Source organism: Streptomyces sp. NPDC111520 (assembly GCF_055635295.1).
The window spans coordinates 184,026-205,806 of the sequence record NZ_JBVKBW010000015.1 but is presented as its reverse complement, the minus strand read 5'-3'; the positions used below and the strand labels follow the sequence as shown (position 1 = coordinate 205,806).

20 protein-coding genes and 1 pseudogene are annotated in these 21,781 nt (G+C 73.2%); 11 read left to right on the top strand and 10 right to left on the bottom strand.

The window, feature by feature from the left end; genetic code table 11:
• From ACZ7MY_RS31365 to ACZ7MY_RS31355, 3 genes and pseudogenes are all read left to right on the top strand, one after another.
• Positions 1-367: pseudogene (locus ACZ7MY_RS31365) on the top strand (xylulokinase); the annotation flags it as partial.
• Between the two features lie 164 nt (positions 368-531).
• A complete protein-coding gene (locus tag ACZ7MY_RS31360; RefSeq protein WP_499606663.1) occupies positions 532-1,680 on the top strand; it encodes an ROK family transcriptional regulator in 1,149 nt (382 codons plus the stop codon).
• Between the two features lie 167 nt (positions 1,681-1,847).
• Complete coding sequence (locus ACZ7MY_RS31355) at positions 1,848-2,735, top strand: prohibitin family protein (RefSeq protein ID WP_499606652.1); 888 nt, start codon at positions 1,848-1,850, stop codon at positions 2,733-2,735.
• 100 nt (positions 2,736-2,835) lie between these two features.
• On the opposite strand, the gene ACZ7MY_RS31350 is transcribed toward ACZ7MY_RS31355, so the two are convergent.
• Positions 2,836-4,125: a L,D-transpeptidase gene (locus ACZ7MY_RS31350; protein WP_499606651.1), complete on the bottom strand. Its 1,290-nt coding sequence runs from the start codon at positions 4,123-4,125 to the stop codon at positions 2,836-2,838.
• A 250-nt stretch (positions 4,126-4,375) separates the two neighbouring features.
• Positions 4,376-4,771, bottom strand: coding sequence for a hypothetical protein (locus tag ACZ7MY_RS31345; RefSeq protein WP_499606650.1), 396 nt, complete (start codon positions 4,769-4,771; stop codon positions 4,376-4,378).
• A gap of 189 nt (positions 4,772-4,960) precedes the next feature.
• Between ACZ7MY_RS31345 and ACZ7MY_RS31340 the strand changes: the two genes are divergently transcribed.
• Positions 4,961-5,242 carry a hypothetical protein gene (locus ACZ7MY_RS31340; RefSeq protein ID WP_499606649.1) on the top strand — a complete coding sequence of 94 codons (282 nt, stop codon included), beginning with the start codon at positions 4,961-4,963 and terminating at the stop codon, positions 5,240-5,242.
• Between the two features lie 62 nt (positions 5,243-5,304).
• Here ACZ7MY_RS31340 and hutH read toward each other — a convergent pair whose 3' ends face one another.
• From hutH to ACZ7MY_RS31315, 5 genes are all read right to left on the bottom strand, one after another.
• Entirely contained in the window at positions 5,305-6,855 is a 1,551-nt protein-coding gene (gene hutH, locus ACZ7MY_RS31335; protein WP_499606662.1) for a histidine ammonia-lyase, read from the bottom strand.
• A 533-nt stretch (positions 6,856-7,388) separates the two neighbouring features.
• A complete protein-coding gene (locus ACZ7MY_RS31330; RefSeq protein ID WP_499606648.1) occupies positions 7,389-8,540 on the bottom strand; it encodes a diguanylate cyclase domain-containing protein in 1,152 nt (383 codons plus the stop codon).
• Between the two features lie 99 nt (positions 8,541-8,639).
• Positions 8,640-9,443: an enoyl-CoA hydratase/isomerase family protein gene (locus tag ACZ7MY_RS31325; RefSeq protein WP_499606647.1), complete on the bottom strand. Its 804-nt coding sequence runs from the start codon at positions 9,441-9,443 to the stop codon at positions 8,640-8,642.
• Positions 9,444-9,675: 232 nt separating this feature from the next.
• Positions 9,676-10,824 carry an adenylate/guanylate cyclase domain-containing protein gene (locus ACZ7MY_RS31320; RefSeq protein ID WP_499606646.1) on the bottom strand — a complete coding sequence of 383 codons (1,149 nt, stop codon included), beginning with the start codon at positions 10,822-10,824 and terminating at the stop codon, positions 9,676-9,678.
• Between the two features lie 91 nt (positions 10,825-10,915).
• Entirely contained in the window at positions 10,916-11,758 is an 843-nt protein-coding gene (locus ACZ7MY_RS31315; protein ID WP_499606645.1) for a biotin--[acetyl-CoA-carboxylase] ligase, read from the bottom strand.
• Positions 11,759-11,975: 217 nt separating this feature from the next.
• Here ACZ7MY_RS31315 and ACZ7MY_RS31310 point away from each other — a divergent pair, with 217 nt between their 5' ends.
• From ACZ7MY_RS31310 to ACZ7MY_RS31295, 4 genes are all read left to right on the top strand, one after another.
• Positions 11,976-13,565: an acyl-CoA carboxylase subunit beta gene (locus ACZ7MY_RS31310; RefSeq protein WP_499606644.1), complete on the top strand. Its 1,590-nt coding sequence runs from the start codon at positions 11,976-11,978 to the stop codon at positions 13,563-13,565.
• Between the two features lie 15 nt (positions 13,566-13,580).
• Entirely contained in the window at positions 13,581-13,787 is a 207-nt protein-coding gene (locus tag ACZ7MY_RS31305) for an acyl-CoA carboxylase subunit epsilon (protein ID WP_499606643.1), read from the top strand.
• A 90-nt stretch (positions 13,788-13,877) separates the two neighbouring features.
• Entirely contained in the window at positions 13,878-14,009 is a 132-nt protein-coding gene (mmpB, locus tag ACZ7MY_RS31300) for a morphogenic membrane protein MmpB (RefSeq protein ID WP_018561319.1), read from the top strand.
• Between the two features lie 14 nt (positions 14,010-14,023).
• The gene (locus ACZ7MY_RS31295; protein WP_499606642.1) at positions 14,024-14,635 is read left to right on the top strand and encodes a Maf family protein; all 612 of its coding nucleotides are present in this window, start codon (positions 14,024-14,026) and stop codon (positions 14,633-14,635) included.
• A 30-nt stretch (positions 14,636-14,665) separates the two neighbouring features.
• Here the strand turns inward: ACZ7MY_RS31295 and ACZ7MY_RS31290 are convergent, their stop codons facing one another.
• Positions 14,666-15,127, bottom strand: coding sequence for a hypothetical protein (locus tag ACZ7MY_RS31290; RefSeq protein ID WP_499606641.1), 462 nt, complete (start codon positions 15,125-15,127; stop codon positions 14,666-14,668).
• A gap of 377 nt (positions 15,128-15,504) precedes the next feature.
• Between ACZ7MY_RS31290 and ACZ7MY_RS31285 the strand changes: the two genes are divergently transcribed.
• Positions 15,505-17,277, top strand: coding sequence for an acetyl/propionyl/methylcrotonyl-CoA carboxylase subunit alpha (locus ACZ7MY_RS31285; RefSeq protein WP_499606640.1), 1,773 nt, complete (start codon positions 15,505-15,507; stop codon positions 17,275-17,277).
• An 83-nt stretch (positions 17,278-17,360) separates the two neighbouring features.
• Here ACZ7MY_RS31285 and ACZ7MY_RS31280 read toward each other — a convergent pair whose 3' ends face one another.
• Together ACZ7MY_RS31280 and ACZ7MY_RS31275 are read right to left on the bottom strand one after the other, a co-directional pair.
• On the bottom strand, positions 17,361-18,350 hold the full coding sequence (locus ACZ7MY_RS31280) for a DeoR/GlpR family DNA-binding transcription regulator (protein WP_499606661.1): 990 nt from the start codon (positions 18,348-18,350) through the stop codon (positions 17,361-17,363).
• A 214-nt stretch (positions 18,351-18,564) separates the two neighbouring features.
• A complete protein-coding gene (locus ACZ7MY_RS31275) occupies positions 18,565-20,013 on the bottom strand; it encodes an NAD(P)H-quinone dehydrogenase (protein ID WP_499606639.1) in 1,449 nt (482 codons plus the stop codon).
• Between the two features lie 63 nt (positions 20,014-20,076).
• Between ACZ7MY_RS31275 and ACZ7MY_RS31270 the strand changes: the two genes are divergently transcribed.
• Together ACZ7MY_RS31270 and ACZ7MY_RS31265 are read left to right on the top strand one after the other, a co-directional pair.
• Positions 20,077-20,514 (top strand): gamma-glutamylcyclotransferase family protein, encoded by a 438-nt coding sequence (locus ACZ7MY_RS31270; RefSeq protein WP_499606638.1) that lies wholly within the window; start codon positions 20,077-20,079, stop codon positions 20,512-20,514.
• A 206-nt stretch (positions 20,515-20,720) separates the two neighbouring features.
• Positions 20,721-21,554, top strand: coding sequence for a purine-nucleoside phosphorylase (locus tag ACZ7MY_RS31265; protein ID WP_499606637.1), 834 nt, complete (start codon positions 20,721-20,723; stop codon positions 21,552-21,554).
• The last annotated feature ends 227 nt before the right edge of the window (positions 21,555-21,781 follow it).

The window sequence follows — 21,781 nt, the reverse complement described above, 5'->3', positions numbered from 1 at the left end:
GATCCTCCAGGCCGCCTACGACGGCGCGGCGTACGCCCTGCTCACCGCCCTGGACCAGGTGCTCGCGGTCGACGGCGCCGGCTCGGACGAGCCGCTGCTGCTGATCGGCGGCGGCGCCCGCGGCACGGCGTGGCGGGAGACCGTGCGGCGCCTGTCGGGCCGGGCCGTCCGGATCCCCGTGGCGGACGAGCTGGTCGCCCTCGGCGCGGCCGCGCAGGCCGCCGGGCTGCTCACCAAGGAGACCCCGCAGGCCGTCGCCCGCCGCTGGGACACCACGGCCGGCCCGTCCTACGACCCCGTCCCGCGCGACGACGCCGCGCTCGACCGCCTGGCGACGGCGCTGGCCGACTCCTTCGACGTGCGGTGAGCCGCTCCCCCCGCCCGGGGCCCGTCCCCCGGGCGGGGCGTGCGAGGGTGGGGAGGGACGACGTCTACCAGGACGGATGACGGACGAGAGCGGAAGGGGACCGGAGCGTGGCGGAACGGCCGGGGTCGCAGGCGGGGTTGCGACGGCGGAATCTGGCGCTGGTGATGCGGGCCGTGGCGGAACACGGCGAGGTGTCCCGTGCGGCCGTCGCCGCCGAGGTGGGCCTGACCCGGGCCACCGTGTCGACCCTCGTCGACGAGCTGCTGGCGACCGGCCTGCTGGTGGAGCTGGGCGCCCAGCGCCCCGGCACGGTCGGCCGCCCCGGCACCGCCCTGGCCCTGAACGACACGGGCCCGGCGGGCCTCGGCGCGGAGGTCGGGGTGGACCACCTCGCCGCCGTCGCCGTCGACCTGCGGGGCACCGTGCGCGCCCGGGCCCGCGTCGAGGCGGACAACCGCGGCCGTCCGGCGGCGGAGGTGCTGCGCGAACTCGCGGCACTCGTGGCCGAGGTCCGGCGGCAGGCCCGGGCCGCCGGGCTGGAACCGGCCGGGCTGACGCTCGCCGTGCCGGGCCTGGTCGGCCGCGACCGGCAGGTCGTGATGCGGGCGCCCAACCTCGGCTGGGAGGACGTCGACGCCGCCGGCTGGTTCGCGCGGTCCGGGAACGGCCTGGCCGCCTCCCCCGTCCCGGTCACCGTCGAGAACGAGGCCAACCTCGGTGCCCTCGCCGAGCTCTGGCTGGGCGGCCACGAGGGCGTCACCGACTTCGTGCACGTCTCGGCGGAGATCGGCATCGGCGCCGCCCTGGTCGTCGACGGCCGGCTCTTCCGCGGTGCGCGCGGCTTCGCCGGGGAGCTCGGCCACGTACCCGTGCACCCGACGGGCCCGCGCTGCTCCTGCGGGGCGCGCGGCTGCCTGGAGCAGTACGCGGGCGAGGAGGCCGTGCTGCGTGCCGCGGGGATCGCCCCGGAGCGGCCGGACGCCCTGAAGGCCCTCCAGGCGGCCGCCACGGAGCGGGACCCGGCCGCGCTGAAGGCGCTCGCGGCCGCCGGGCAGGCCTTCGGGATCGCGCTGAGCGGCGCGGTGAACCTGCTGGACCCGCAGGCCGTGGTGCTGGGCGGCACGCTGGCCTCGCTGGCGCCGTGGCTGCGCTCGGCCGTCGAGCGCGAGCTGGGCCGCCGTGTGACGGACCGTCAATGGCGCGCGGACGCCGTACGGGTGTCCCGGCTGGGCCGCGAGGGCGTGCTGCTCGGTGCCGCGTACAGCGTGGTGCGGGCCGTCCTGGACGACCCCCAGGCGCTGCGTCCGCGGTAGGCCGGCGGGGAGCCGTGCCACGGTCCCGTACGGACCCGGCAACAGCCTTGCCACAGCTCCTCACGGCCCGTCACACAGCGCAGCCGCCCGTCACCTCGGACCGTTACGATGCGCTGCGCGGCGCGGCCGGGGGGCGGCGCCGGTCCGTGGTCCGGAGGGGGATCCCTGTGTTCGTGCTGTCCATCCTGCTGCTCATAGCGGCGGTCGTGCTGTTCTTCGTCGCCCGGGGCCAGAGCTCCGGCGGCTGGAAGCTGGGGGCGGCGCTCAGCGCCGTGGCGGGCGTGCTGGCCGGCGTCTTCGCCTGCATCCACGTGGTGAGCGCCTACGAGGTCGGCGTGCCGGTCACCTTCGGCAAGGTCGGCTCGCCGCTGACCTCCGGCATCCACTTCAGGTCGCCGTTCACCGACGTCACCTCGTTCTCGACGCGTCCGGTCGACCTCGACCTGCACGACAAGGAGGTGGTCGAGGTCCGCTCCTCGCAGGGCGGGGTGCTCTACGCCGACGTCACCATCAAGTGGGCCGTGGTGCCCGCCAAGGCCGTCGAGCTCTACCGGCTGGCGGGCAACGAGGAGGCCATCCAGTCGCGGCTGGTGATGCCGGACAGCCGCGAGATCATCCGCAACGTCTTCGCCAAGCACTCCAGCGAGGAGGGGTACGCCTCCGCCCGCGAGCAGATCGGCTCGGAGATCGACTCCCTGATCAAGCAGCGCCTCGCTCCGCGCGGCATCGACGTCACCGCCGTCAACCTGCGCAACGTGCGGCCCTCCGACCAGTTGCAGGAGCAGATCGACAAGAAGATCCAGCAGCAGCAGGCCACCGAGCGGGCCGTCGAGGCGGCCAGGACCGCCAAGGCCGAGGCGGAGCGCAAGCGGATCGAGGCGGAGGGCATCGCGAGCGCCAACCGGATCATCGCCCGGTCGCTGAGCGACAAGGTGCTCTACAACCAGTGCCTCGACGCCTACCGCGAGGCCGCGAAGTCCAACCCCGTGTACGCGGTGCCCTGCGGTACGAACTCCGGCGGCTCCCCGGTCATCGTGGACGGCACCAAGGACTGAGCCCGCCGGGCGCGCCCGTGCGGGGCGCGGCCGGGAACGCCGCAGGGGCCCGGAACCTCACGGTTCCGGGCCCCTGCGGCCGTCCGGGGCGGGGGCGGTCTCAGACCGCGCTGCCCGCCTTCCAGGCGCTCCAGCTCATGTTCCAGCCGTTGAGGCCGTTGGACGGGTCGACGGTCTTGTCCTTGGAGTTCTTCACGGTCACGACGTCGCCGATGATCGAGTTCGTGTAGAACCAGTAGGCGTCCGTCGAGGTGTCCTTGGCGCCCTTGGTGTCGTTCAGGCCCACGCAGCCATGGCTGGTGTTGACACTGCCGAACACCGAGTCGGGACCCCAGTAGTTGCCGTGGATGAAGGTGCCGGACGTGGTCAGGCGCATGGCGTGCGGCACGTCCTTGATGTCGTACTCGCCCTTGCCGTCGTCGTCGGTGAAGCCGACGGTGGCGCCGTTCATCCGGGTCTCGGTGAACTTCTCGGAGATCACCATCTGGCCGTTGTAGGTGGTGTTCTCGTCGGAACCCGCGGAGATCGGGACGTTGCGGATGACCTTGCCGTCGCGGACGACCTTCATCCGGTGCGTGGAGGCGTCGACCGTGGAGACCTGGCTTCGCCCGATCTTGAAGGTGACGGTCTTCTCCTGCACGCCGTAGACGCCGCTGGCGCCCTCGACCCCGTCGAGGTTCAGCTTGAGGGTCACGGTGGAGCCGGCCTGCCAGTAGGCCTCGGGACGGAAGTCGAGCCGCGTGGAGTTGAACCAGTGGCCGACGACCTCCTGGCCGCTGCTGGAGGTCACCGAGATCGCCGACTGGACGGCCTTCTTGTCCTCGATCGCCTTGGTGAAGTTGAGCGAGACCGGCATGCCCACGCCGACGGTCTGGCCGTTCTCGGGCGTGTAGTAGCCGATGAAGCTGTGCTCGGGGCTGACCGTGGTGAAGGTGGAGTTCTCGGCCGCCTTGCGGCCCTTGCCGTCCTCCGCCGCGGCGGCGATCTTGTACTTGGTGGCCCGCTCCAGCTGGTCGTTGGGGGACCAGCTCGTGCCGTCCGCGGAGATCGTGCCCTCGACCTCGGAGCCGTCGGCGACCGAGGTCATCACGACACTGGTGAGCTCACCCTCGGTCACCTGCACCTTGGCACCGGTGTTGATGCCGACGTTGTCGGCGCCGGTCTTCGGGATGATCGATATTCGGGCGTCCGACGCGTCCTTGGCCGCCTGCTCGTCGACCGAGTCCTGCGACTTGACGTTGTTGTCGGAACCGGCGGTTCCCGACTTGTCGCCCCCGCACGCGGTCAGGGTGATCGCCCCGGCGGCGAGCAGCGCCAGAGCTGCCAGCCCGGCTCGCCGCTTGCGGGAGGGAATCGTGTCGGTGACTGTGCCGGTCTCGGCGCGCTTCACACAGGTCTCCAATGTCTTCCGGTACGCGTTTCCCCCGGCCCGCTCGCGTCGCGGGCCACGGCCCTCGATCGAGCCTCACTCGTACGTCCAGGAACTGCCAGGGTCTTTGGTCCGTTCCCCCACGCCTCGAAGTGTGGGGAAGAACACGTGCGTGACGCACGTGACATGGGCGCTCTGCCGCGGCCCGTGCGAAACCCCGGACCCATTGAGGGGCCCGGGGCAGGTGAGTCACGCACTGGCGAGGACGCGGTCAGCGCCCGCGCGGTTCCTCCTCGTCGATGTCGGCTTCCTCGTCCTCGTCCTCCGCCTCGTCGTCGGCCTCGTCGTCGTAGAGGTCCCACTCGTCGGAGTCGGGGTCGTACTCGGTGTGGGCGCAGGACCAGGACGCCTGCACCAGTTCGATCCCCGGCACGCTGGTGACCAGGTCGAACGGGTCGACGAGGTAGGCCAGCGCCTCCGACTCGTCCTGCCGCACCGACGCCTCGGCGTGCTGCCGCTCGTCGTCCGGCATGTAGTCGTCGCCGCCGATCTGGTCCAGCGCGGCGTCGGTCAGCTCGCCGGACCCGGTGATCTCCAGGACCAGCTCCACCTGGAGCCGCACGTAGCGCGGCCCGCTCTCCCCGGTGGGGATGTCAGTAGTGCTCATGTGACGGAGCGTATGCGGGGGAACGGCCCGCAGTGCGCAGGCAGTCCGCTTCCGGCGCCGAAGGATACCCGCGGCTGCCCTCCGGCAACCCCCGGAAGCACCGGTTCCGGGGCCGAACTTCCCTCCACGGCGGTTGTCTCACTACCATCGGGCTTCACGGTCAAGTCGCCGCAACCGCTGGGGGATCCGTTGACCTCGCACCGTCCGCCCGCCTTCGTCGCCATCACGGCGGCCGCCGTCCTCGGCGCCCTGTACTTCGTGCCCAACGCGTCCGCCAGTGCCGAGCACACGGCGAACACGAGCGCGCAGTCGTCCGCTTCCACCACCGGCTCGGGCACCGGCCCGGGGCAGCACCTGGCGGACACCGGAAGCGTCGACACCACGCCCTACCTGGTCGGCGGTACCGCCTTCCTCGGCCTGGGCGCGGCACTCGTGTTCAACGCGAGCCGCCGGGCACGCGACGCCTACTAGAGCCCGTCCGCACCGCCCCCTCGGACCTCCGGGTCCGAGGGGGGTGCGGCGCCGGGACCGGCTCAGGCGAGCGGACCGGTGACCGACTCGGCCGCCGCCACCAGACCGCCGCCGCGCACGAAGTCGTACGCGGCCTCCAGGTCCGGGGACAGGAAGCGGTCCGGACCGGGGCCGCCCACTCCCGCCTCGCGTGCCGCCTTCACCACCGCCTGCGTCGCCGGTGCGGCCACCAGCACCTCGCTGCCCTGCACGCGCAGCTCCACGGCGCGTGACGCGGCCATCAGCTCGACCGCGACGATGCGGGCCAGGTTGTCCACCGCCTGCCGCAGCTTGCGCGCGGCCGACCAGCCCATCGAGACGTGGTCCTCCTGCATCGCCGAGGACGGGATCGAGTCCACCGACGCGGGCACCGCGAGCCGCTTGTTCTCGCTGACCAGCGCGGCCTGCGTGTACTGGGCGATCATCAGGCCGGAGTCCACGCCGGGGTCGTCGGCCAGGAACGCCGGCAGGCCGTGCGAGCGGCTCTTGTCCAGCAGCCGGTCGGTGCGCCGTTCCGCTATCGACCCGAGGTCGGCCGCGGCGATGGCCAGGAAGTCCAGCACGTAGGCGACGGGGGCGCCGTGGAAGTTGCCGTTGGACTCCACCCTGCCATCGGCAAAGACGACCGGGTTGTCGACGGCGGAGACCAGCTCCCGGTCGGCCACCGTCATGGCGTGCGTCACGGTGTCCCGGCCGGCACCGGCCACCTGCGGGGCGCAGCGGATCGAGTACGCGTCCTGCACCCGCGGCGCGTCGTCCTGGTGGTGCCCGGTGAGCCCGGAGCCGGCGAGCACGCGGCGCATGTTCTCGGCGCTGGCCGCCTGGCCGGGGTGCGGGCGGATCGCGTGCAGCTCGGGGGCGAGCACCTTGTCGGTGCCCAGCAGCGCCTCCATCGAGAGCGCGGCGGTGACGTCGGCGGCGGTGAACAGCCGGCGCAGGTCGTCGATGGCCATGACGAGCATGCCGAGCATGCCGTCCGTGCCGTTGATGAGGGCCAGGCCCTCCTTCTCGCGCAGCTCGACGGGCTCGATGCCGTGCGCGGCCAGCAGCTCCGGGACGGGGCGCACGACGCCGTCCGGGCCCTCCGCCTCGCCCTCGCCCATCAGGACCAGCGCGCAGTGCGACAGCGGCGCCAGGTCGCCGGAGCAGCCCAGGGAGCCGAACTCGTGGACGACGGGGGTGATGCCCGCGTTGAGCAGCGCGGCCATCGTCTCGGCGACGACGGGACGGACGCCCGTCCGGCCGGAGGCCAGCGTCTTCAGCCGCAGGAACATCAGCGCGCGCACCACCTCGCGCTCCACGCGCGGGCCCATGCCGGCGGCGTGCGAGCGCACCAGGCTGCGCTGCAGCTGCGCGCGCAGCTCGGGGCTGATGTGCCGCACCGCGAGCGCGCCGAAGCCCGTCGACACGCCGTACACCGGCTCCGGCTTCGCCGCCAGGGCCTCCACGACCTCGCGCGCCGCGGCGATCCCGGCCAGCGCCTCCGCAGACAGCTCGACCCGCGCCCCGCCGCGGGCCACCGCCAGCACATCCTCCGCCGCGACCCCGTGGGCCCCGATCACCACGTTATGCATACTCATATTCACGAACCCTACGGACTGAATCGCTACCTGTCACGCGTCGGACTCACCTCTTCCGCCCGCCCCCTCCCCCACCCCGGAAGCGGCACCGCTCCGCTCCGCGGCCGCACCGCCGAGCCGCCCGGAGGCCCAGTCCCGCCCCACCGCCGACTGGTCGGGCGCCCCGCGGGCACCGGCGCGCCGCCAACCCGCCGTGCCTTCACCTCCATGGCGTGGCGCGGGCGCCGCCCGGCCGGCGCCCGCGACACCGCACACGCCCCACCCGTCAGTCCCGGCCCCGGAAGCGGCAACACCCCAGGTCGCGGTACGCGGCTGATCGGCACCGAACAGACATCGCTCCGGGACCCCGACGCCCGCGGACCCCACCCAGGGCAGCGTCCAGCCACCGGCCCCGTCCCGCCTTCGCCAGCAGCGCACCTCCATGGCGCGCGGCCCAACGGCTGATCCGCCACCCACACCGGCGCCGCCCCGACCGCGACCTTGCCAAGCGGCACCACACACCACGGCCCCGCCCACGTGCGAGCCGGTCAGTCCCGGCCCCGGAAGCGGCGTCGTTCCACGTCGTGGCCCGAGGGCTGGTCGGCGAGGCGGACCACCGGGTCCTCGGGCGCCCCGCGCCCGGCGACGACGGGCTCCACCGAGTGCAGGGCCTTCGCCCGATACTGGGCCGCGTCCGCCAGCCGGAACAGCCGGCGCCCCGAGGTCACCACGCCGATCTCCGCGTCCGTGGACGCCACCCCGACCGCGACCCCGTCGCCCAGCCCCAGCCACTTGGTGCGCACGCACAGCTCCTCGGCGACCGCCACGACCTCCTCCGCGCGGTGCCCGACCGAGAGCAGGCAGAACTCGTCGCCGCCCAGCCGCGCCACCAGGCTGCCCTCCAGGGCGGCCCCGCACAACGACAGCACCGACCCGAAGCCGACCAGCAGCCGGTCGCCGACGGCGTGCCCGAGCTGGTCGTTGACCCGCTTGAGCCCGTTGAGGTCGCAGACCACCAGGCTCACCGGGGTCCCGTCGGCGCGGTGCCGTTCCACCGCCTCCTCCAGCCGCTGGTCGACGGCCCGCCGGTTGGCCAGCCCGGTCAGCGGGTCACTGAAGGCCAGCCGGCGCACCTCGGCCAGCCGCTCGGCCTGGGCGATCCCGGCCGCGGTGAGCGTCGCGAGCACGGTCGCGAACTCGGCGTCGTCCCGGTCGAAGACCGGCCGCCCGGCGCCCCGGGCCACGTACAGCTCGCCCCAGGCGAGCCCGTGCAGCATGATCGGCGCGACGACGCAGGAGGTGCGGCCGCGCCGCCGCAGCGTGGCCACCCGCTGGTGGCAGTAGGCGCCGCCGCGGCCCTCCGCGGGGCCCTCGGCGGTCTCGATCCAGGCGTGCGGCTCACCGCCCTCGGTCCACTTGGCGTGCAGGAACTCCACGATCTCGGGGAAGTCCGCGACCGAGTACACCTCCTCGTCGGGCTGCGGCTCCTCGCCGGGCGCCAGGTCCCCGTCGTTGACCAGGACGCGCAGCCGCCCCCGGTCGCGCTCCCAGCGGGAGATCGCCGACATGGAGCCGCCGAGCGCGACCCGCGCCGAGGAGGCGGCGGCGACGACCGCCTCCATGGGCGACTTCGCCGCCGCCACCGCCCGCGCGAGTTCGGCGACGGCGCGCAGTCGAGCGTCCCCGCCGGTGCCGTTCATGCGCCCGTCTCCTGTCGCAGCAGAACTTTTTACCAGTTTGCGACGTTCGCACGGCCCCGCACGTCACGTACCGGCGGCGCGGTCGTTTTCCCGCGTCAATCACTCACCCGGCCACACCGGGTCACGCTTCTCGTTGAACGCCGCGACACCCTCGGCGCGGTCGCCGGAGAAGGCGACCGTGCGCCAGGCGGAGTCCTCGACGTCCAGACCGGTGCGCAGGTCCGTGCCCTGGCCCAGCCGCAGCGCCCGCTTGGCCGCCCGCAGGCCCACCGGCGAGTTGGCGGCGATCCGGGCGGCCAGCGCGAGCGCCTCGGCGCGGCCCTGGCCCTCCTCGGCGAGCACGTCCACCAGGCCCAGCGCCAGCGCCTCCGCCGCGGGCACCCGGCGCCCGGTGAAGATCAGCTGCGCCGCCCGCGCCGCGCCCACCCGGCGCGGCAGCAGCTGCGTGCCGCCGCCGCCGGGGATCACGCCGACCGTCACCTCGGGCAGCCCCACGACGGCCGTCGGGTCCGCGACGATCACGTCGCACGCCAGCGCCAGCTCGTAGCCGCCGCCGAGGGCGAAGCCGTGCACCGAGGCGATGGACGGCACCGGCAGCTCCAGCACGGCCGTGTAGGCGGCCCGGGTGTACGGGCGCTGCCGCGCGAGGTCGGCGTCGGTGAAGGAGTTGCGTTCCTTCAGGTCGGCGCCCACGCAGAACGCCCGCTCGTGGGTCGAGGTGAGCACCACGCAGCTGACCGACCGGTCGCCGGACAGCGCCGCGCACGCCTCGGTGAGCGACCGGGCCATGTCCGTCGAGATGGCGTTCATCGCCTTGGGCCGGTCCAGCACGAGTTCCGCCACCCGCCCGGCGTCACCGTGCCTGCGTACCGCCACCCACTCGCCAAACCGCTGCTCGGCCATCGCGCCGCCACCTCCGGGTCGCTGTTAACGATCGTGAACGTCGACCGCCAGCGTAGTGGGCGCGTCCGTCCCCGACGTCATGCTCCCCGGGTACCACGGGTGCCGGGCCGACCGCCCGCGGCGCCGAGACCGACATGCCTGCCGGGCTCGGCGTGGGCGCGGACGACCACATGGTCCGCCCGGACGCGGCAGCCGCGCGCGGTGCTCTCCCGGGAGCGGCCGCTCGCCGGACTCAGCCGCCCCGGCGGCTCAGCAGCCAGGGCTCGACGACGCCGAGACCGCGCACCGGCCGCCGCCACATGGGCTGCAGCCCGAAGCGGTACTTCTCCTCCGAGCCGGGCACGATCTCCGCCTCCGACTCGGGTGCCTCGCCCGCCGCGACGAGCGCCTGCGCCAGCTCGCCGTCGACGAGCACCGCGTCCCGGGGCGCTATCGAGGTCAGCCGGCTCGCCAGGTTCACCGTGGTGCCGAAGACGTCGCCCATGCGGGTCGTGACGGTGCCGAAGGCCATGCCCACGCGCAGCGCCGGCATCGTCTCGTCGCCGTTCATGGTCTCGATGAGCCGCATGCCGATCTCCGCGGCGGTGCCGGCGTCGTCCGCGACGAACAGCACTTCGTCACCGAGGGTCTTGATGAGGCGTCCGCCGTGCGCGGCCACCTGGTCGGCGGCGGTGGTCTCGAACGCCTCGACCAGCTCGCCGAGTTCCTCCTCCTCCAGCCGGCGGGTGAGCCGGGTGAAGCCCACGAGGTCCGCGAAGCCGACCGCGAGCCGGCGGTCCACGGCCTCCTCGTCGTCCGAGCGGACGACCCGGCTGGTGGCGGCGGCGAGCTGACGTCGCCACACGTACGTGAGGAACTCCTCCAGCTCCGGCAGCAGCAGCTCGACCAGCGGATAGGCCACCTCGCCCCGGGTCATGCCGGGTTCGGGCGGCTCGGTCAGCTCCTCCAGGAAGGAGTCGGTCTGCCACTCGGCCAGCCGGGCCGTGGTCTGGCCGGTGGACCGGGCGACCTGGATCGCCGTGCTCTCGCTGATCAGCCCGGCCTCGACCAGACCGGCCAGCCGGCGCAGCGCCAGGACGTCGGCCTCGGTCAGCGCGCGGGCCTGGCCGATGTCGGCGAAGCCCATCGCCCGCCAGAACCGGGCCGCGAGGTCCATGGAGACGCCGGCGCTGCGGGCCGCCTGGAAGGGCGTGTAGTGCCGTCCGGAACCGAGGATCAGGTGCTCCAGGCGGAGCGCGATCGGGTCCTCTTCGATGGCGTGCGCGCGGGCCGATCCGCCCCGTTCCTCGGGCTCTTCACGCTCCTCGCGTTCCGGCTGCCCGCCCTGTGGCCCGCCCGGCCCTTCGTGCGGCGGGAGGCCGCTCGCGTCGTCCACGGTCACCGCCCGCCCCCTCCTGGGTCCCTGCGCACCGGCCCTTCCGATCACCGCGCCGGAGGCTGCCGCCTCAACCATACGGCAGGTGTGGTCTGGCTCACTCTCCCGCCGGGCGCACGTGGACGACGTCGCCCGCGCCGACCGCCCGCTCGCCCTCGTCGGTCGCGACGACCAGCCGTCCGTCCTCGTCGACGGCCACCGCGCGCCCGCTGAGCTCGGCCCCGCCCGGGAGTTCGGCGCGTACGGTGCGGCCGAGCGTCACGCAGCCGGCGGCGTACGCCTGCTGGAGCCGGGAGGCCGCCGGGTCGCCGCCGGCGCGCAGCCACTCGCCGTACCACTCGGCGAGCGCGCGCAGCACCGCGCGCAGCAGCGGGTCGCGGTCGGTGGCCTTGGCCCCGGCGAGGGCGAGGGAACCCGCGGCGGGCACCGGCAGTTCCTCCTCGCGGAGCGTGACGTTGAGGCCGATGCCGATCACCACGGCGTCGTCGCCGACGCGCTCGGCGAGGATGCCGCCGGCCTTCCGCTCCTCGCCGTCGACGGTGACGAGCACGTCGTTGGGCCACTTCAGCCCGGTGTCCACGCCCGCCGTCCGCGCCACGGCGGTGGCGGTCGCGACGCCGGCCAGCAGCGGCAGCCAGCCCCAGTGCCGGGGCGGCACGGCGGTCGGCCGCAGCAGCACGGAGAAGATCAGCCCGGAGCGGGCGGGGGCCTGCCACTGCCGGTCCAGCCGGCCGCGCCCCGCGGACTGCTCCTCGGCGACCAGGACCGCGCCCTCGGCGGCGCCCTCCCGGGCCCGGGCGCCCAGGTCGCTGTTGGTGGAACCGGTGGAGTCGACCACGTCCAGGTCGGTCCACAGGCTGTCGGGGGTGACGATCGCGCGGCGCAGGGAAGCCGCGTTGAGCGGCGGCCGCTCGAGGTCGGACCAGCGGTTCGAGGTCATGTGTCCAGCCTAGGGTCTGCCCTCCGGATCGCCGTGGACGCGGCCCTGACGGGTCCGGGACGACGCGGCGGCCCGCAGGGCGGACCCTGGAGGTGGAGTGTGGCCAACGCCGCACTGACCGGGCAGCATCCGCGCGGTTACGCTACGAAAACAGCATTACTCGCCAGTCACGTCACACCCTCAGCACGACCCGACGAGAGCAGGAGAGCCGCCTCCCATGGCCGAGCCGGAGATCGACATCCACACCACCGCGGGCAAGCTGGCGGACCTGCGCCGCCGTACCGACGAGGCGACCCACGCCGGCTCGGCGCGCGCGGTGGAGAAGCAGCACGCGAAGGGCAAGCTGACCGCGCGTGAGCGCATCGAACTGCTGCTGGACGAGGGCTCCTTCGTCGAGCTGGACGAGCTGGCCCGGCACCGCTCGACCAACTTCGGGCTGGAGCGGAACCGCCCCTACGGCGACGGCGTCGTCACCGGCTACGGCACCGTGGACGGCCGCCCGGTGGCGGTGTTCTCCCAGGACTTCACCGTGTTCGGCGGCGCGCTCGGCGAGGTCTTCGGCGAGAAGATCGTCAAGGTCATGGACTGGGCGCTGAAGACCGGCTGCCCGGTCATCGGCATCAACGACTCCGGCGGCGCGCGCATCCAGGAGGGCGTGACCTCGCTGGGCCTGTACGGCGAGATCTTCCGCCGCAACACCCACGCCTCCGGCGTCATCCCGCAGATCTCGCTCATCCTGGGCCCCTGCGCGGGCGGCGCGGTCTACTCCCCCGCCATCACCGACTTCGTGGTGATGGTCGACCAGACCTCGCACATGTTCATCACCGGCCCGGACGTCATCAAGACCGTCACCGGTGAGGACGTCGGCTTCGAGGAGCTGGGCGGCGCCCGGTCGCACAACACCGTCTCCGGCAACGCGCACCACATGGCAGGCGACGAGAAGGACGCCATCGAGTACGTCAAGGCGCTGCTGTCCTACCTGCCGTCCAACAACCTGCAGGAGGCCCCGGCCTTCCCGCAGGAGGCCGAGACGGCGGTGTCGGCGGAGGACCTCGAGCTCGACCTCCTGATCCCGGACTCGGCGAACCAGCCGTACGACATGCACCAGGTCATCGAGCACGTCCTGGACGACGGCGAGTTCCTGGAGACCCAGGCGCTGTTCGCGCCCAACATCCTCACCGGCTTCGGCCGGATCGAGGGCCACCCGGTCGGCGTCGTCGCCAACCAGCCGATGCAGTTCGCCGGCTGCCTGGACATCGACGCCAGCGAGAAGGCGGCGCGCTTCGTCCGCACCTGCGACAGCTTCAACGTCCCGGTCGTCACCTTCGTCGACGTCCCCGGCTTCCTGCCCGGCACCGACCAGGAGTGGAACGGCATCATCCGGCGCGGCGCCAAGCTGATCTACGCCTACGCCGAGGCCACGGTGCCGCTGATCACCATCATCACCCGCAAGGCCTTCGGCGGCGCCTACGACGTCATGGGCTCCAAGCACCTCGGCGCCGACCTCAACCTGGCCTGGCCGACCGCCCAGATCGCCGTCATGGGCGCCCAGGGCGCGGTCAACATCCTGCACCGCCGCACCCTGGCCGAGGCGGGCTCCCCGGAGGAGGCCGAGGCGCTGCGCGCCCAGCTGATGCAGGAGTACGAGGACACCCTGCTCAACCCGTACGTCGCCGCGGAGCGCGGCTACGTCGACGCGGTCGTCCTGCCGTCGGAGACCCGCATGCACCTGGTGAAGGCGCTGCGGACGCTGCGCAACAAGCGCGAGAGCCTGCCCCCCAAGAAGCACGGCAACATCCCCCTGTAAGGAGCCCGCCCTGTCATGGTGATCAAGGTCGAACGGGGCAACCCGACCCCCGAGGAGCTGGCGGCCGTCGTGGCCCTCGTCCAGGCCCGGGCCGCGGCGGCCGCGGGGCCCGCCGACGGCCCGCGGAACGCGGACGAGTGGGCCTCCCCCGCGCGCAACGTCCCAGGCCGGATGCCGCGCCCGGCGCCGGTGTCCTGGCGCGCCACGTACTGGCCGCACTGACCCGGCCGGACGGAAATGGTCCGTTCGCCCGCCCGCGCCTGAGTATCCGTACTCAGGCGCGGGCGTTCCGCGCGGCGCAACCTGGACGGCATGCTGTGGTCAGACCCGTCCGACGAACCCCCCGAGGAGATGCGGCAGGCGCAGGCGATGCTGCGCCGCGCGATGCTCGTGATCGCCGTCGCCGTCCCCCTGATCACGGCCCTGGTGGCCTGGCGCTGCTGACTACGATGACGGGCATGACCGACAGCAGCCGCAGCCCCCGCCCGCTCGTCCTCGCCTCCGCCTCCCCCGCGCGCCTGGGCCTGCTGCGGCAGGCCGGGCTCGACCCGCGGGTCGTCGTCAGCGGTGTCGACGAGGACGCGATCAGCGCCGACAGCCCCGCCGAGCTGGCCCGGGTACTGGCCGAGGCCAAGGCCTCCGCGGTCGCCGTGGGGCTCTCCGGCGGCGAGGTCGTCGTCGGCTGCGACTCCGTCCTGGACCTGGACGGGGTCGCGCTGGGCAAGCCGGTCGACGCCGAGGACGCCACGGCCCGCTGGAAGTCCATGCGCGGCCGCTCCGGCGTGCTGCGGACCGGGCACTGCGTCATCGACCTCGCCACCGGGCGCCGGGTCTCGGAGACCGCCTCCACCACGGTGCGGTTCGGCACCCCGGACGACGACGAGGTCGCGGCCTACGTCGCCTCGGGCGAGCCGCTGCACGTGGCGGGCGCCTTCACCCTGGACGGCCGCTCGGCGCCGTTCGTCGACGGCATCGAGGGCGACCACGGCAACGTCATCGGCATCTCGCTGCCGCTGCTGCGCCGTCTCCTCGGTGAGCTGGACCTGCGCATCACCGACTTCTGGGTCTGAGCCGGCCGGGCGGCCCGTACGGCCGTACGGTCAGGCCACCGCGGGGGTGACGGGCGGCGGGGGCGTGCTCCCGCCGGGCTCGTCGCCCGGTCCGGAGGCCGGGGTCTCCCCCGCGTAGAGCACCAGGGCGAGCACCACGAACCCCAGGATCACCATCAGCCCCGCGAACGCGGCCCAGCCCACCGGGGCCGCCAGCCCCGCGCCCAGGACCCCGTGGGTCACCGCGCACACGACGAGCAGGAGCCGGCCGAAGCGGCCCGGGGCCCGGTCGCGCTGCGCCATGCGGACGAGGACGACCGCGCAGCCGATGAGGAAGAGCGCCATCACCGCCCCGGCCGCCCACGCACCCATCGCCATCGCGCCGGGGTCGAGCCCGGCCAGGGACATCTTCTGGTGGCGTACGACGATGCCCATGATCCAGTTGACGAAGGCGAAGCCGAACGCCTCCAGGATCAGCAACACGGCCGCCACCACGGCGACACTTCTGCGCACTGCGCGCCCCCTGTCCCAGTACCCCTATTACCGGCGGTATTTCGTGGGCCGAACGCTACTAACGGGTAGGAGTTGCGGCAAGAGTCCGCGCGGCACCACCCGTATGGGGCGCCGGTCCGGCAAAGATTTACCCGGGCCTTCGTGGAGTTCCCACAAAAAAAGCGCCACGTCGGTCACGGTGGAGGGCGGTGACCCGGCCCACACCCCAGGGCCACAAGCACCGGGATAAATAGGGCTTTACCGTAGGAAGCCTAGGCATCCGGGTCTCGATTGGGGGCCCGTATCACCCTCCGTGTGGGCAAGCTCACCCCCAGGGGTGCCTCGGCACGAAGTGTCGCCAGTACCTAAACTCTGCTTGTTTCAAGGAGGGAGCCATCGTGCGCAAGGTGCTCATCGCCAACCGCGGTGAAATCGCAGTCCGCGTCGCCCGTGCCTGCCGGGATGCCGGGATCGCCAGCGTGGCCGTCTACGCGGAGCCGGACCGGGACGCGCTGCATGTGCGCGTGGCCGATGAGGCGTACGCGCTGGGCGGTGACACCCCGGCCACCAGTTACCTGGACATCTCCAAGGTGCTGGCGGCCGCGGCCGAGTCCGGGGCCGACGCCGTCCACCCCGGCTACGGCTTCCTGTCGGAGAACGCCGACTTCGCCCAGGCCGTCCTGGACGCCGGGCTCACCTGGATCGGCCCCCCGCCGCAGGCCATCCGCGACCTCGGCGACAAGGTCGCCGCGCGGCACATCGCCCAGCGCGCCGGGGCCCCCCTCGTCGCCGGTACCCCGGACCCGGTCGCGGGCGCCGACGAGGTCGTCGCCTTCGCGCGCGAGAACGGCCTGCCGATCGCGATCAAGGCCGCCTTCGGCGGCGGCGGCCGCGGCCTGAAGGTCGCCCGCACCCTGGACGAGGTCCCCGAGCTGTACGAGTCGGCGGTCCGCGAGGCCGTCGCCGCCTTCGGCCGCGGCGAGTGCTTCGTCGAGCGCTACCTCGACAAGCCGCGGCACGTGGAGACCCAGTGCCTGGCGGACTCCCACGGCAACGTCGTGGTCGTCTCCACCCGTGACTGCTCGCTGCAGCGCCGCCACCAGAAGCTCGTGGAGGAGGCCCCCGCGCCCTTCCTCACCCCGGAGCAGAACGCCCAGCTCTACGCGGCGTCCAAGGCCATCCTCAAGGAGGCCGGCTACGTCGGCGCCGGCACCTGCGAGTTCCTGGTCGGCACCGACGGCACCATCTCCTTCCTGGAGGTGAACACCCGTCTGCAGGTCGAACACCCGGTCACCGAGGAGGTCACCGGCATCGACCTCGTACGCGAGATGTTCCGCATCGCCGACGGCGAGGAACTCGGCTACGACGACCCGCCGCTGCGCGGCCACTCCTTCGAGTTCCGCATCAACGGCGAGGACCCGGGCCGGGGCTTCCTGCCCGCCCCGGGCACCGTCACCCGCTTCGACCCGCCGACCGGCCCCGGCGTCCGCCTGGACGCGGGCGTCGAGACCGGCAGCGTCATCGGCCCGGCCTGGGACTCGCTGCTCGCCAAGCTCGTCGTCACCGGTGCCACCCGGCAGCAGGCCCTGCAGCGCGCCGCGCGCGCCCTGGCCGAGTTCCAGGTCGAGGGCATGGCCACCGCCATCCCGTTCCACCGCGCGGCGGTCGTCGACCCGGCGTTCGCTCCCGAGGTCAACGGCAAGACCGGACCGTTCACCGTCCACACCCGGTGGATCGAGACCGAGTTCGTCAACGACATCAAGCCCTTCGCCGCCCCGGCCGACGCCGAGGACGACTCCGAGCCCGGTCGCGAGACCGTGGTCGTCGAGGTCGGCGGCAAGCGCCTGGAGGTCTCCCTGCCCGCCTCGCTGGGCATGACCCTGGCCCGCACCGCCGCCGCCGGCGGTGCCCGCCCCAAGCGCCGCGCCACCAAGAAGGCCGGCTCCGCGGCCTCCGGCGACTCCCTGACGTCCCCGATGCAGGGCACGATCGTCAAGATCGCCGTCGAGGAGGGCCAGCACGTCAACGAGGGCGACCTCGTGGTGGTGCTGGAGGCGATGAAGATGGAGCAGCCCATCAACGCGCACCGCGCCGGCACCATCAAGGGCCTGACCGCGGACGTCGGCTCCTCCGTCTCCTCGGGCGCCCTCCTCTGCGAGATCAAGGACTGACCCGCCCTCCGCGGACGGCAGCACGAACGCCGCGGGCCCCGGCCGGACAACCGGCCGGGGCCCGCGGCGTTCCGCCGGCAGGGCTAGCGTCTGCGCGGCGCCAGGTCGGCGATCCGGGCCGCCTGCTGATCCCCGGCCAGTTGGGCGGTGCGCAGCGGGCCCATCCCCGACACACCGCCGACCGACTGGCCGGCGGCCCTGGCGCGCGGCTCGCCGGGGGCCGCACCGCCCGGGTAGTTGCCGGAGGGGTGCTGGTGGCGCCGGGGTCCGGGCACGGGCGGCATCTCCCGTCGCTGCCGCCCGTGGGACATCCCGTTGTCCGCCCCGTCCGTCGACGCCACGGCGACCTGCACACCGCGGTCGGCCAGCGCCTGGAGCTCCGTGGCGGCGCGGTCGTCGCCCGCCGGGGGCTCGTCCGTGACCAGATGCGTGATCAGGTCCGTCGGCACGGTCTGGAACATGGTGTCCGTGCCCAGCTTGGTGTGGTCCGCCAGGACCACGACCTCCGCCGCCGCCTGGACCAGGGCCCGGTCGACGCTGGCGGAGAGCATGTTGGACGTGGACAGCCCGCGTTCCGCGGTGAGTCCCGCCCCGGACAGGAAGGCCCGCGACACCCGCAGTCCCTGCAGGGACTGTTCGGCGCCACTGCCGACCAGCGCGTAGTTGGAGCCGCGGAGCGTGCCACCGGTCATGACCACCTCGACCCGGTTCGCGTGCGCCAGGGCCTGCGCCACCAGCAGGGAGTTGGTGACGACGGTCAGCCCCGGCACCCGGGCGAGCCGGCGTGCCAGCTCCTGGGTGGTCGTGCCGGCACCGACGACGATGGCCTCGCCCTCCTCGACGAGACCGGCCGCGAGATCGGCGATCGCCGTCTTCTCCGCGGTCGATAGATGGGATTTCTGCGGGAAGCCGGACTCCCTGGTGAAGCCCCCCGGCAGCACCGCACCGCCGTGCCGGCGGTCGAGCAGTCCTTCTGCCTCCAGCGCCCGCACGTCACGCCGTACGGTCACTTCCGAGGTCTGGACGACACGGGCGAGCTCACGGAGCGAGACCGCTCCGTTGGCACGCACCATTTCGAGGATCAGTTGGCGACGTTCTGCTGCGAACACGAAACTGACAGTAACGCCAATGACCGTCTGCTATCAGCAGTTTGCACCGATTAACAGAAGTTGTTCGCAGGGCCGGACGCCCCGTGCTATATAGGCGACGACATCCCTTTCGGTGACGAAGGGGGGCCGGTGCCGCACACCCCGGGCCGTGCCCGGGCCGTGCCCGGGCCGTGTCGTCCTAGAGCTCTCCGGCCGCCTTGCGGGTCGCCAACTGCCGTGCCGCCTCGGCGATCGAACCCGACAGCGAGGGGTAGACCGTGTAGGTGTTCGCCATCTGTTCGATGGTCAGGTTGTTGTCGACCGCGATCGAGATGGGGTGGATGAGTTCGCTGGCACGCGGCGAGACGACCACGCCGCCGACCACGATGCCGGTGCCCGGACGGCAGAACAGCTTCACGAAACCGTCCCTGATGCCCTGCATCTTGGCGCGCGGGTTGCGCAGCAGCGGCAGCTTGACGACGCGTGCGTCCATGACGCCCCCGTCGACGTCGGCCTGGGTGTAGCCGACGGTCGCGATCTCGGGGTCGGTGAAGACGTTGGAGGAGACCGTCTTGAGGTCGAGCGGGCCGACCGTCTCACCCAGGAAGTGGTACATCGCGATCCGGCCCTGCATGGCCGCGACCGAGGCGAGCGCGAAGACGCCCGTGACGTCACCGGCCGCGTAGACGCCCGGGGCCGAGGTGCGGGAGACCTTGTCGGTCCAGATGTGGCCGGATTCCTTGAGCTTGACGCCCGCGCCCTCCAGGCCCATGGCGCCGGTGTTCGGTATGGCGCCGACCGCCATCAGGCAGTGGCTGCCGGTGATGACCCGGCCGTCGGAGAGGGTGACCTCGACGCGGTCGCCGACCCGCTTGACGGCCTCGGCGCGGGAACGGGCCATGACGTTCATGCCGCGGCGGCGGAAGACGTCCTCCAGGACCGCGGCGGCGTCCGGGTCCTCGCCGGGCAGGACGCGGTCGCGGGAGGAGACCAGCGTCACCTTCGAGCCGAGCGCCTGGTACGCGCCGGCGAACTCGGCGCCGGTCACGCCGGAGCCGACCACGATGAGCTCCTCGGGGAGCTCCTCCAGGTCGTACACCTGCGTCCAGTTGAGGATCCGCTCGCCGTCCGGCTTCGCGTCGGGCAGCTCACGGGGCCGGCCGCCGGTGGCGATCAGCACGGCGTCCGCGGTGAGGGTCTCGGAGGTGCCGTCGGCCGCCTCGACGACGACGGTGCGGGAGCCGTCCATCGCCTGCATGCCCTCCAGCCGGCCGCGGCCGCGCATCACGCGGGCGCCCGCACGGGTGACGGAGGCGGTGATGTCGTGGGACTGGGCGAGCGCGAGGCGCTTGACCCGTCGGTTCACCTTGCCGAGGTCGACGCCGACCACCCGGGCGGCCTGCTCGATGTGCGGTGTGTCGTCCGCCACGATGATGCCCAGTTCCTCGTACGAGGAGTCGAAGGTGGTCATCACCTCGGCCGTCGCGATCAGGGTCTTCGACGGCACGCAGTCCGTGAGTACCGAAGCCCCGCCCAGACCGTCGCAGTCGACGACGGTCACCTCCGCGCCCAGCTGGCTGGCCACCAGGGCCGCTTCGTATCCGCCGGGTCCGCCACCAATGATCACGATCCGAGTCACGTACCCCATTGTCCCGCACGCGCCAAGTGATCACTTACGGGGGCGGTGCCCCACTGTCGTACTCTCATGACCATGTCGCTCTACGCCGCCTACGCCGGCAACCTCGACGCCCGGCTGATGACGCGCCGCGCCCCGCACTCGCCCCTGCGCGGCACCGGGTGGCTGAGCGGCTGGCGGCTGACCTTCGGCGGCGAGCAGATGGGCTGGGAGGGCGCGCTCGCCACCCTGGTGGAGGATCCGCTGCACCAGGTCTTCGTCGGGCTCTACGACATCGCCCCGGTCGACGAGGAGGCGGTGGACCGCTGGGAGGGCGTTCCGCTGGGCATCTACCGGCGGCACCTGGTGCGGGTGCACACCCTCGACGGCGACCTGCCCGCGTGGATCTACGTCCTCAACGACTACGAGGGCGGCCTGCCCTCCGCGCGCTACCTCGGCGAGATCGCGGACGCGGCGGAGTCCGCGGGCGCCCCGCACGACTACGTGATGGAACTGCGCAAGCGGCCCTGCTGACGCTCCGGCACACGACCCGGCGGCGACACCGCCGGCGGTACTGCGGCCGGTACGGCGAAGGGCGCGGCAAAGGGCACGGCGAAGGGCGCGGCACAGCGGCCCCCGTGGCCCCGCGGGCCCCGTCAATCGGCTGATCCTCCGAAATTTCGCAGACCGTGACCTGGGACGTCTACGCGCGTAGGAGATAACCGGCTACTCTCATCCGCGTGAACTCTTCCGCAACTCCCCACGCCGCCCGCAGCCCGCTGGGCGACCCGTACGCCGCCGCCACGGCAGCCGCCGCCCGCCTGCGCGAGCTGACCGGCGGCGAGACCCACGACGTGGCCCTGGTCATGGGCTCCGGCTGGGTGCCTGCCGCCGACGCCCTCGGCGAGGCCGAGTACGAGTTCGCAGTGACCGAGCTGCCGGGCTTCCCGCCGCCGGCCGTGGCCGGGCACTCCGGCAAGGTGCGTTCCGTGCGGATCGGCGACAAGCGGGCGCTGGTCTACCTCGGCCGCAACCACTACTACGAGGGCCACGGCGTCGCCACCGTCGCTCACGGCGTGCGCACCGCCGTCGCCGCCGGCTGCAAGACCGTCGTCCTGACCAACGGCTGCGGCGGGCTGCGCACCACCTACCGCCCCGGGCAGGCCGTGCTGATCGGCGACCACATCAACATGACGGCCGCCTCCCCGATCGTCGGCGCCAACTTCGTCGACCTCACCGACCTGTACTCGCCGCGGCTGCGCGCCCTGTGCAAGGAGGTCGACCCCTCCCTGGAGGAGGGCGTCTACGTCCAGCTCCCGGGCCCGCACTACGAGACCCCGGCCGAGATCAACATGGTCCGGGTCATCGGCGGCGACCTCGTCGGCATGTCCACCGCGCTGGAGGCCATCGCGGCGCGTGAGGCGGGCGCCGAGGTGCTCGGCATCTCCCTGGTGACCAACCTCGCCGCGGGCATGACCGGCGAGCCGCTGAACCACGAGGAGGTCCTGGAGGCCGGCCGCGACTCCGCCGCGCGCATGGGCAGCCTGCTCGCCCAGGTGCTCGAGCGGATCTGACCTGCCCCGCACCCCCGTCGGGGCGGGCCGGCGCACCCGCGCCGGCAGACCGCGCGCGATCAGGGGGGTGCCCGCACCCTGGTTGGGGAAGGCGCCCTACGGGGAGGTGACCGGACGGCACCCGTCACGGCGCACCGCCCCGCCGCCGTGCCGTACGGGATCCCGCCGCGCGGCCTCCCGCTGTGGTACCTGTCGCGGGCATGACGGGCCATGGGCCCAGGCCGACC

What these genes read in the sequence shown, in the direction of transcription:
- ACZ7MY_RS31360 (WP_499606663.1), top strand. Translation starts at nt 532, where the DNA reads ATGCGGGCCGTGGCGGAACACGGCGAGGTGTCCCGTGCGGCCGTCGCC.
- ACZ7MY_RS31345 (WP_499606650.1), bottom strand. Translation starts at nt 4,771, where the DNA reads ATGAGCACTACTGACATCCCCACCGGGGAGAGCGGGCCGCGCTACGTG.
- hutH (WP_499606662.1), bottom strand. Translation starts at nt 6,855, where the DNA reads ATGCATAACGTGGTGATCGGGGCCCACGGGGTCGCGGCGGAGGATGTG.
- ACZ7MY_RS31330 (WP_499606648.1), bottom strand. Translation starts at nt 8,540, where the DNA reads ATGAACGGCACCGGCGGGGACGCTCGACTGCGCGCCGTCGCCGAACTC.
- ACZ7MY_RS31325 (WP_499606647.1), bottom strand. Translation starts at nt 9,443, where the DNA reads ATGGCCGAGCAGCGGTTTGGCGAGTGGGTGGCGGTACGCAGGCACGGT.
- ACZ7MY_RS31315 (WP_499606645.1), bottom strand. Translation starts at nt 11,758, where the DNA reads ATGACCTCGAACCGCTGGTCCGACCTCGAGCGGCCGCCGCTCAACGCG.
- ACZ7MY_RS31310 (WP_499606644.1), top strand. Translation starts at nt 11,976, where the DNA reads ATGGCCGAGCCGGAGATCGACATCCACACCACCGCGGGCAAGCTGGCG.
- ACZ7MY_RS31305 (WP_499606643.1), top strand. Translation starts at nt 13,581, where the DNA reads ATGGTGATCAAGGTCGAACGGGGCAACCCGACCCCCGAGGAGCTGGCG.
- mmpB (WP_018561319.1), top strand. Translation starts at nt 13,878, where the DNA reads ATGCTGTGGTCAGACCCGTCCGACGAACCCCCCGAGGAGATGCGGCAG.
- ACZ7MY_RS31295 (WP_499606642.1), top strand. Translation starts at nt 14,024, where the DNA reads ATGACCGACAGCAGCCGCAGCCCCCGCCCGCTCGTCCTCGCCTCCGCC.
- ACZ7MY_RS31280 (WP_499606661.1), bottom strand. Translation starts at nt 18,350, where the DNA reads ATGGTGCGTGCCAACGGAGCGGTCTCGCTCCGTGAGCTCGCCCGTGTC.
- ACZ7MY_RS31275 (WP_499606639.1), bottom strand. Translation starts at nt 20,013, where the DNA reads ATGGGGTACGTGACTCGGATCGTGATCATTGGTGGCGGACCCGGCGGA.
- ACZ7MY_RS31270 (WP_499606638.1), top strand. Translation starts at nt 20,077, where the DNA reads ATGTCGCTCTACGCCGCCTACGCCGGCAACCTCGACGCCCGGCTGATG.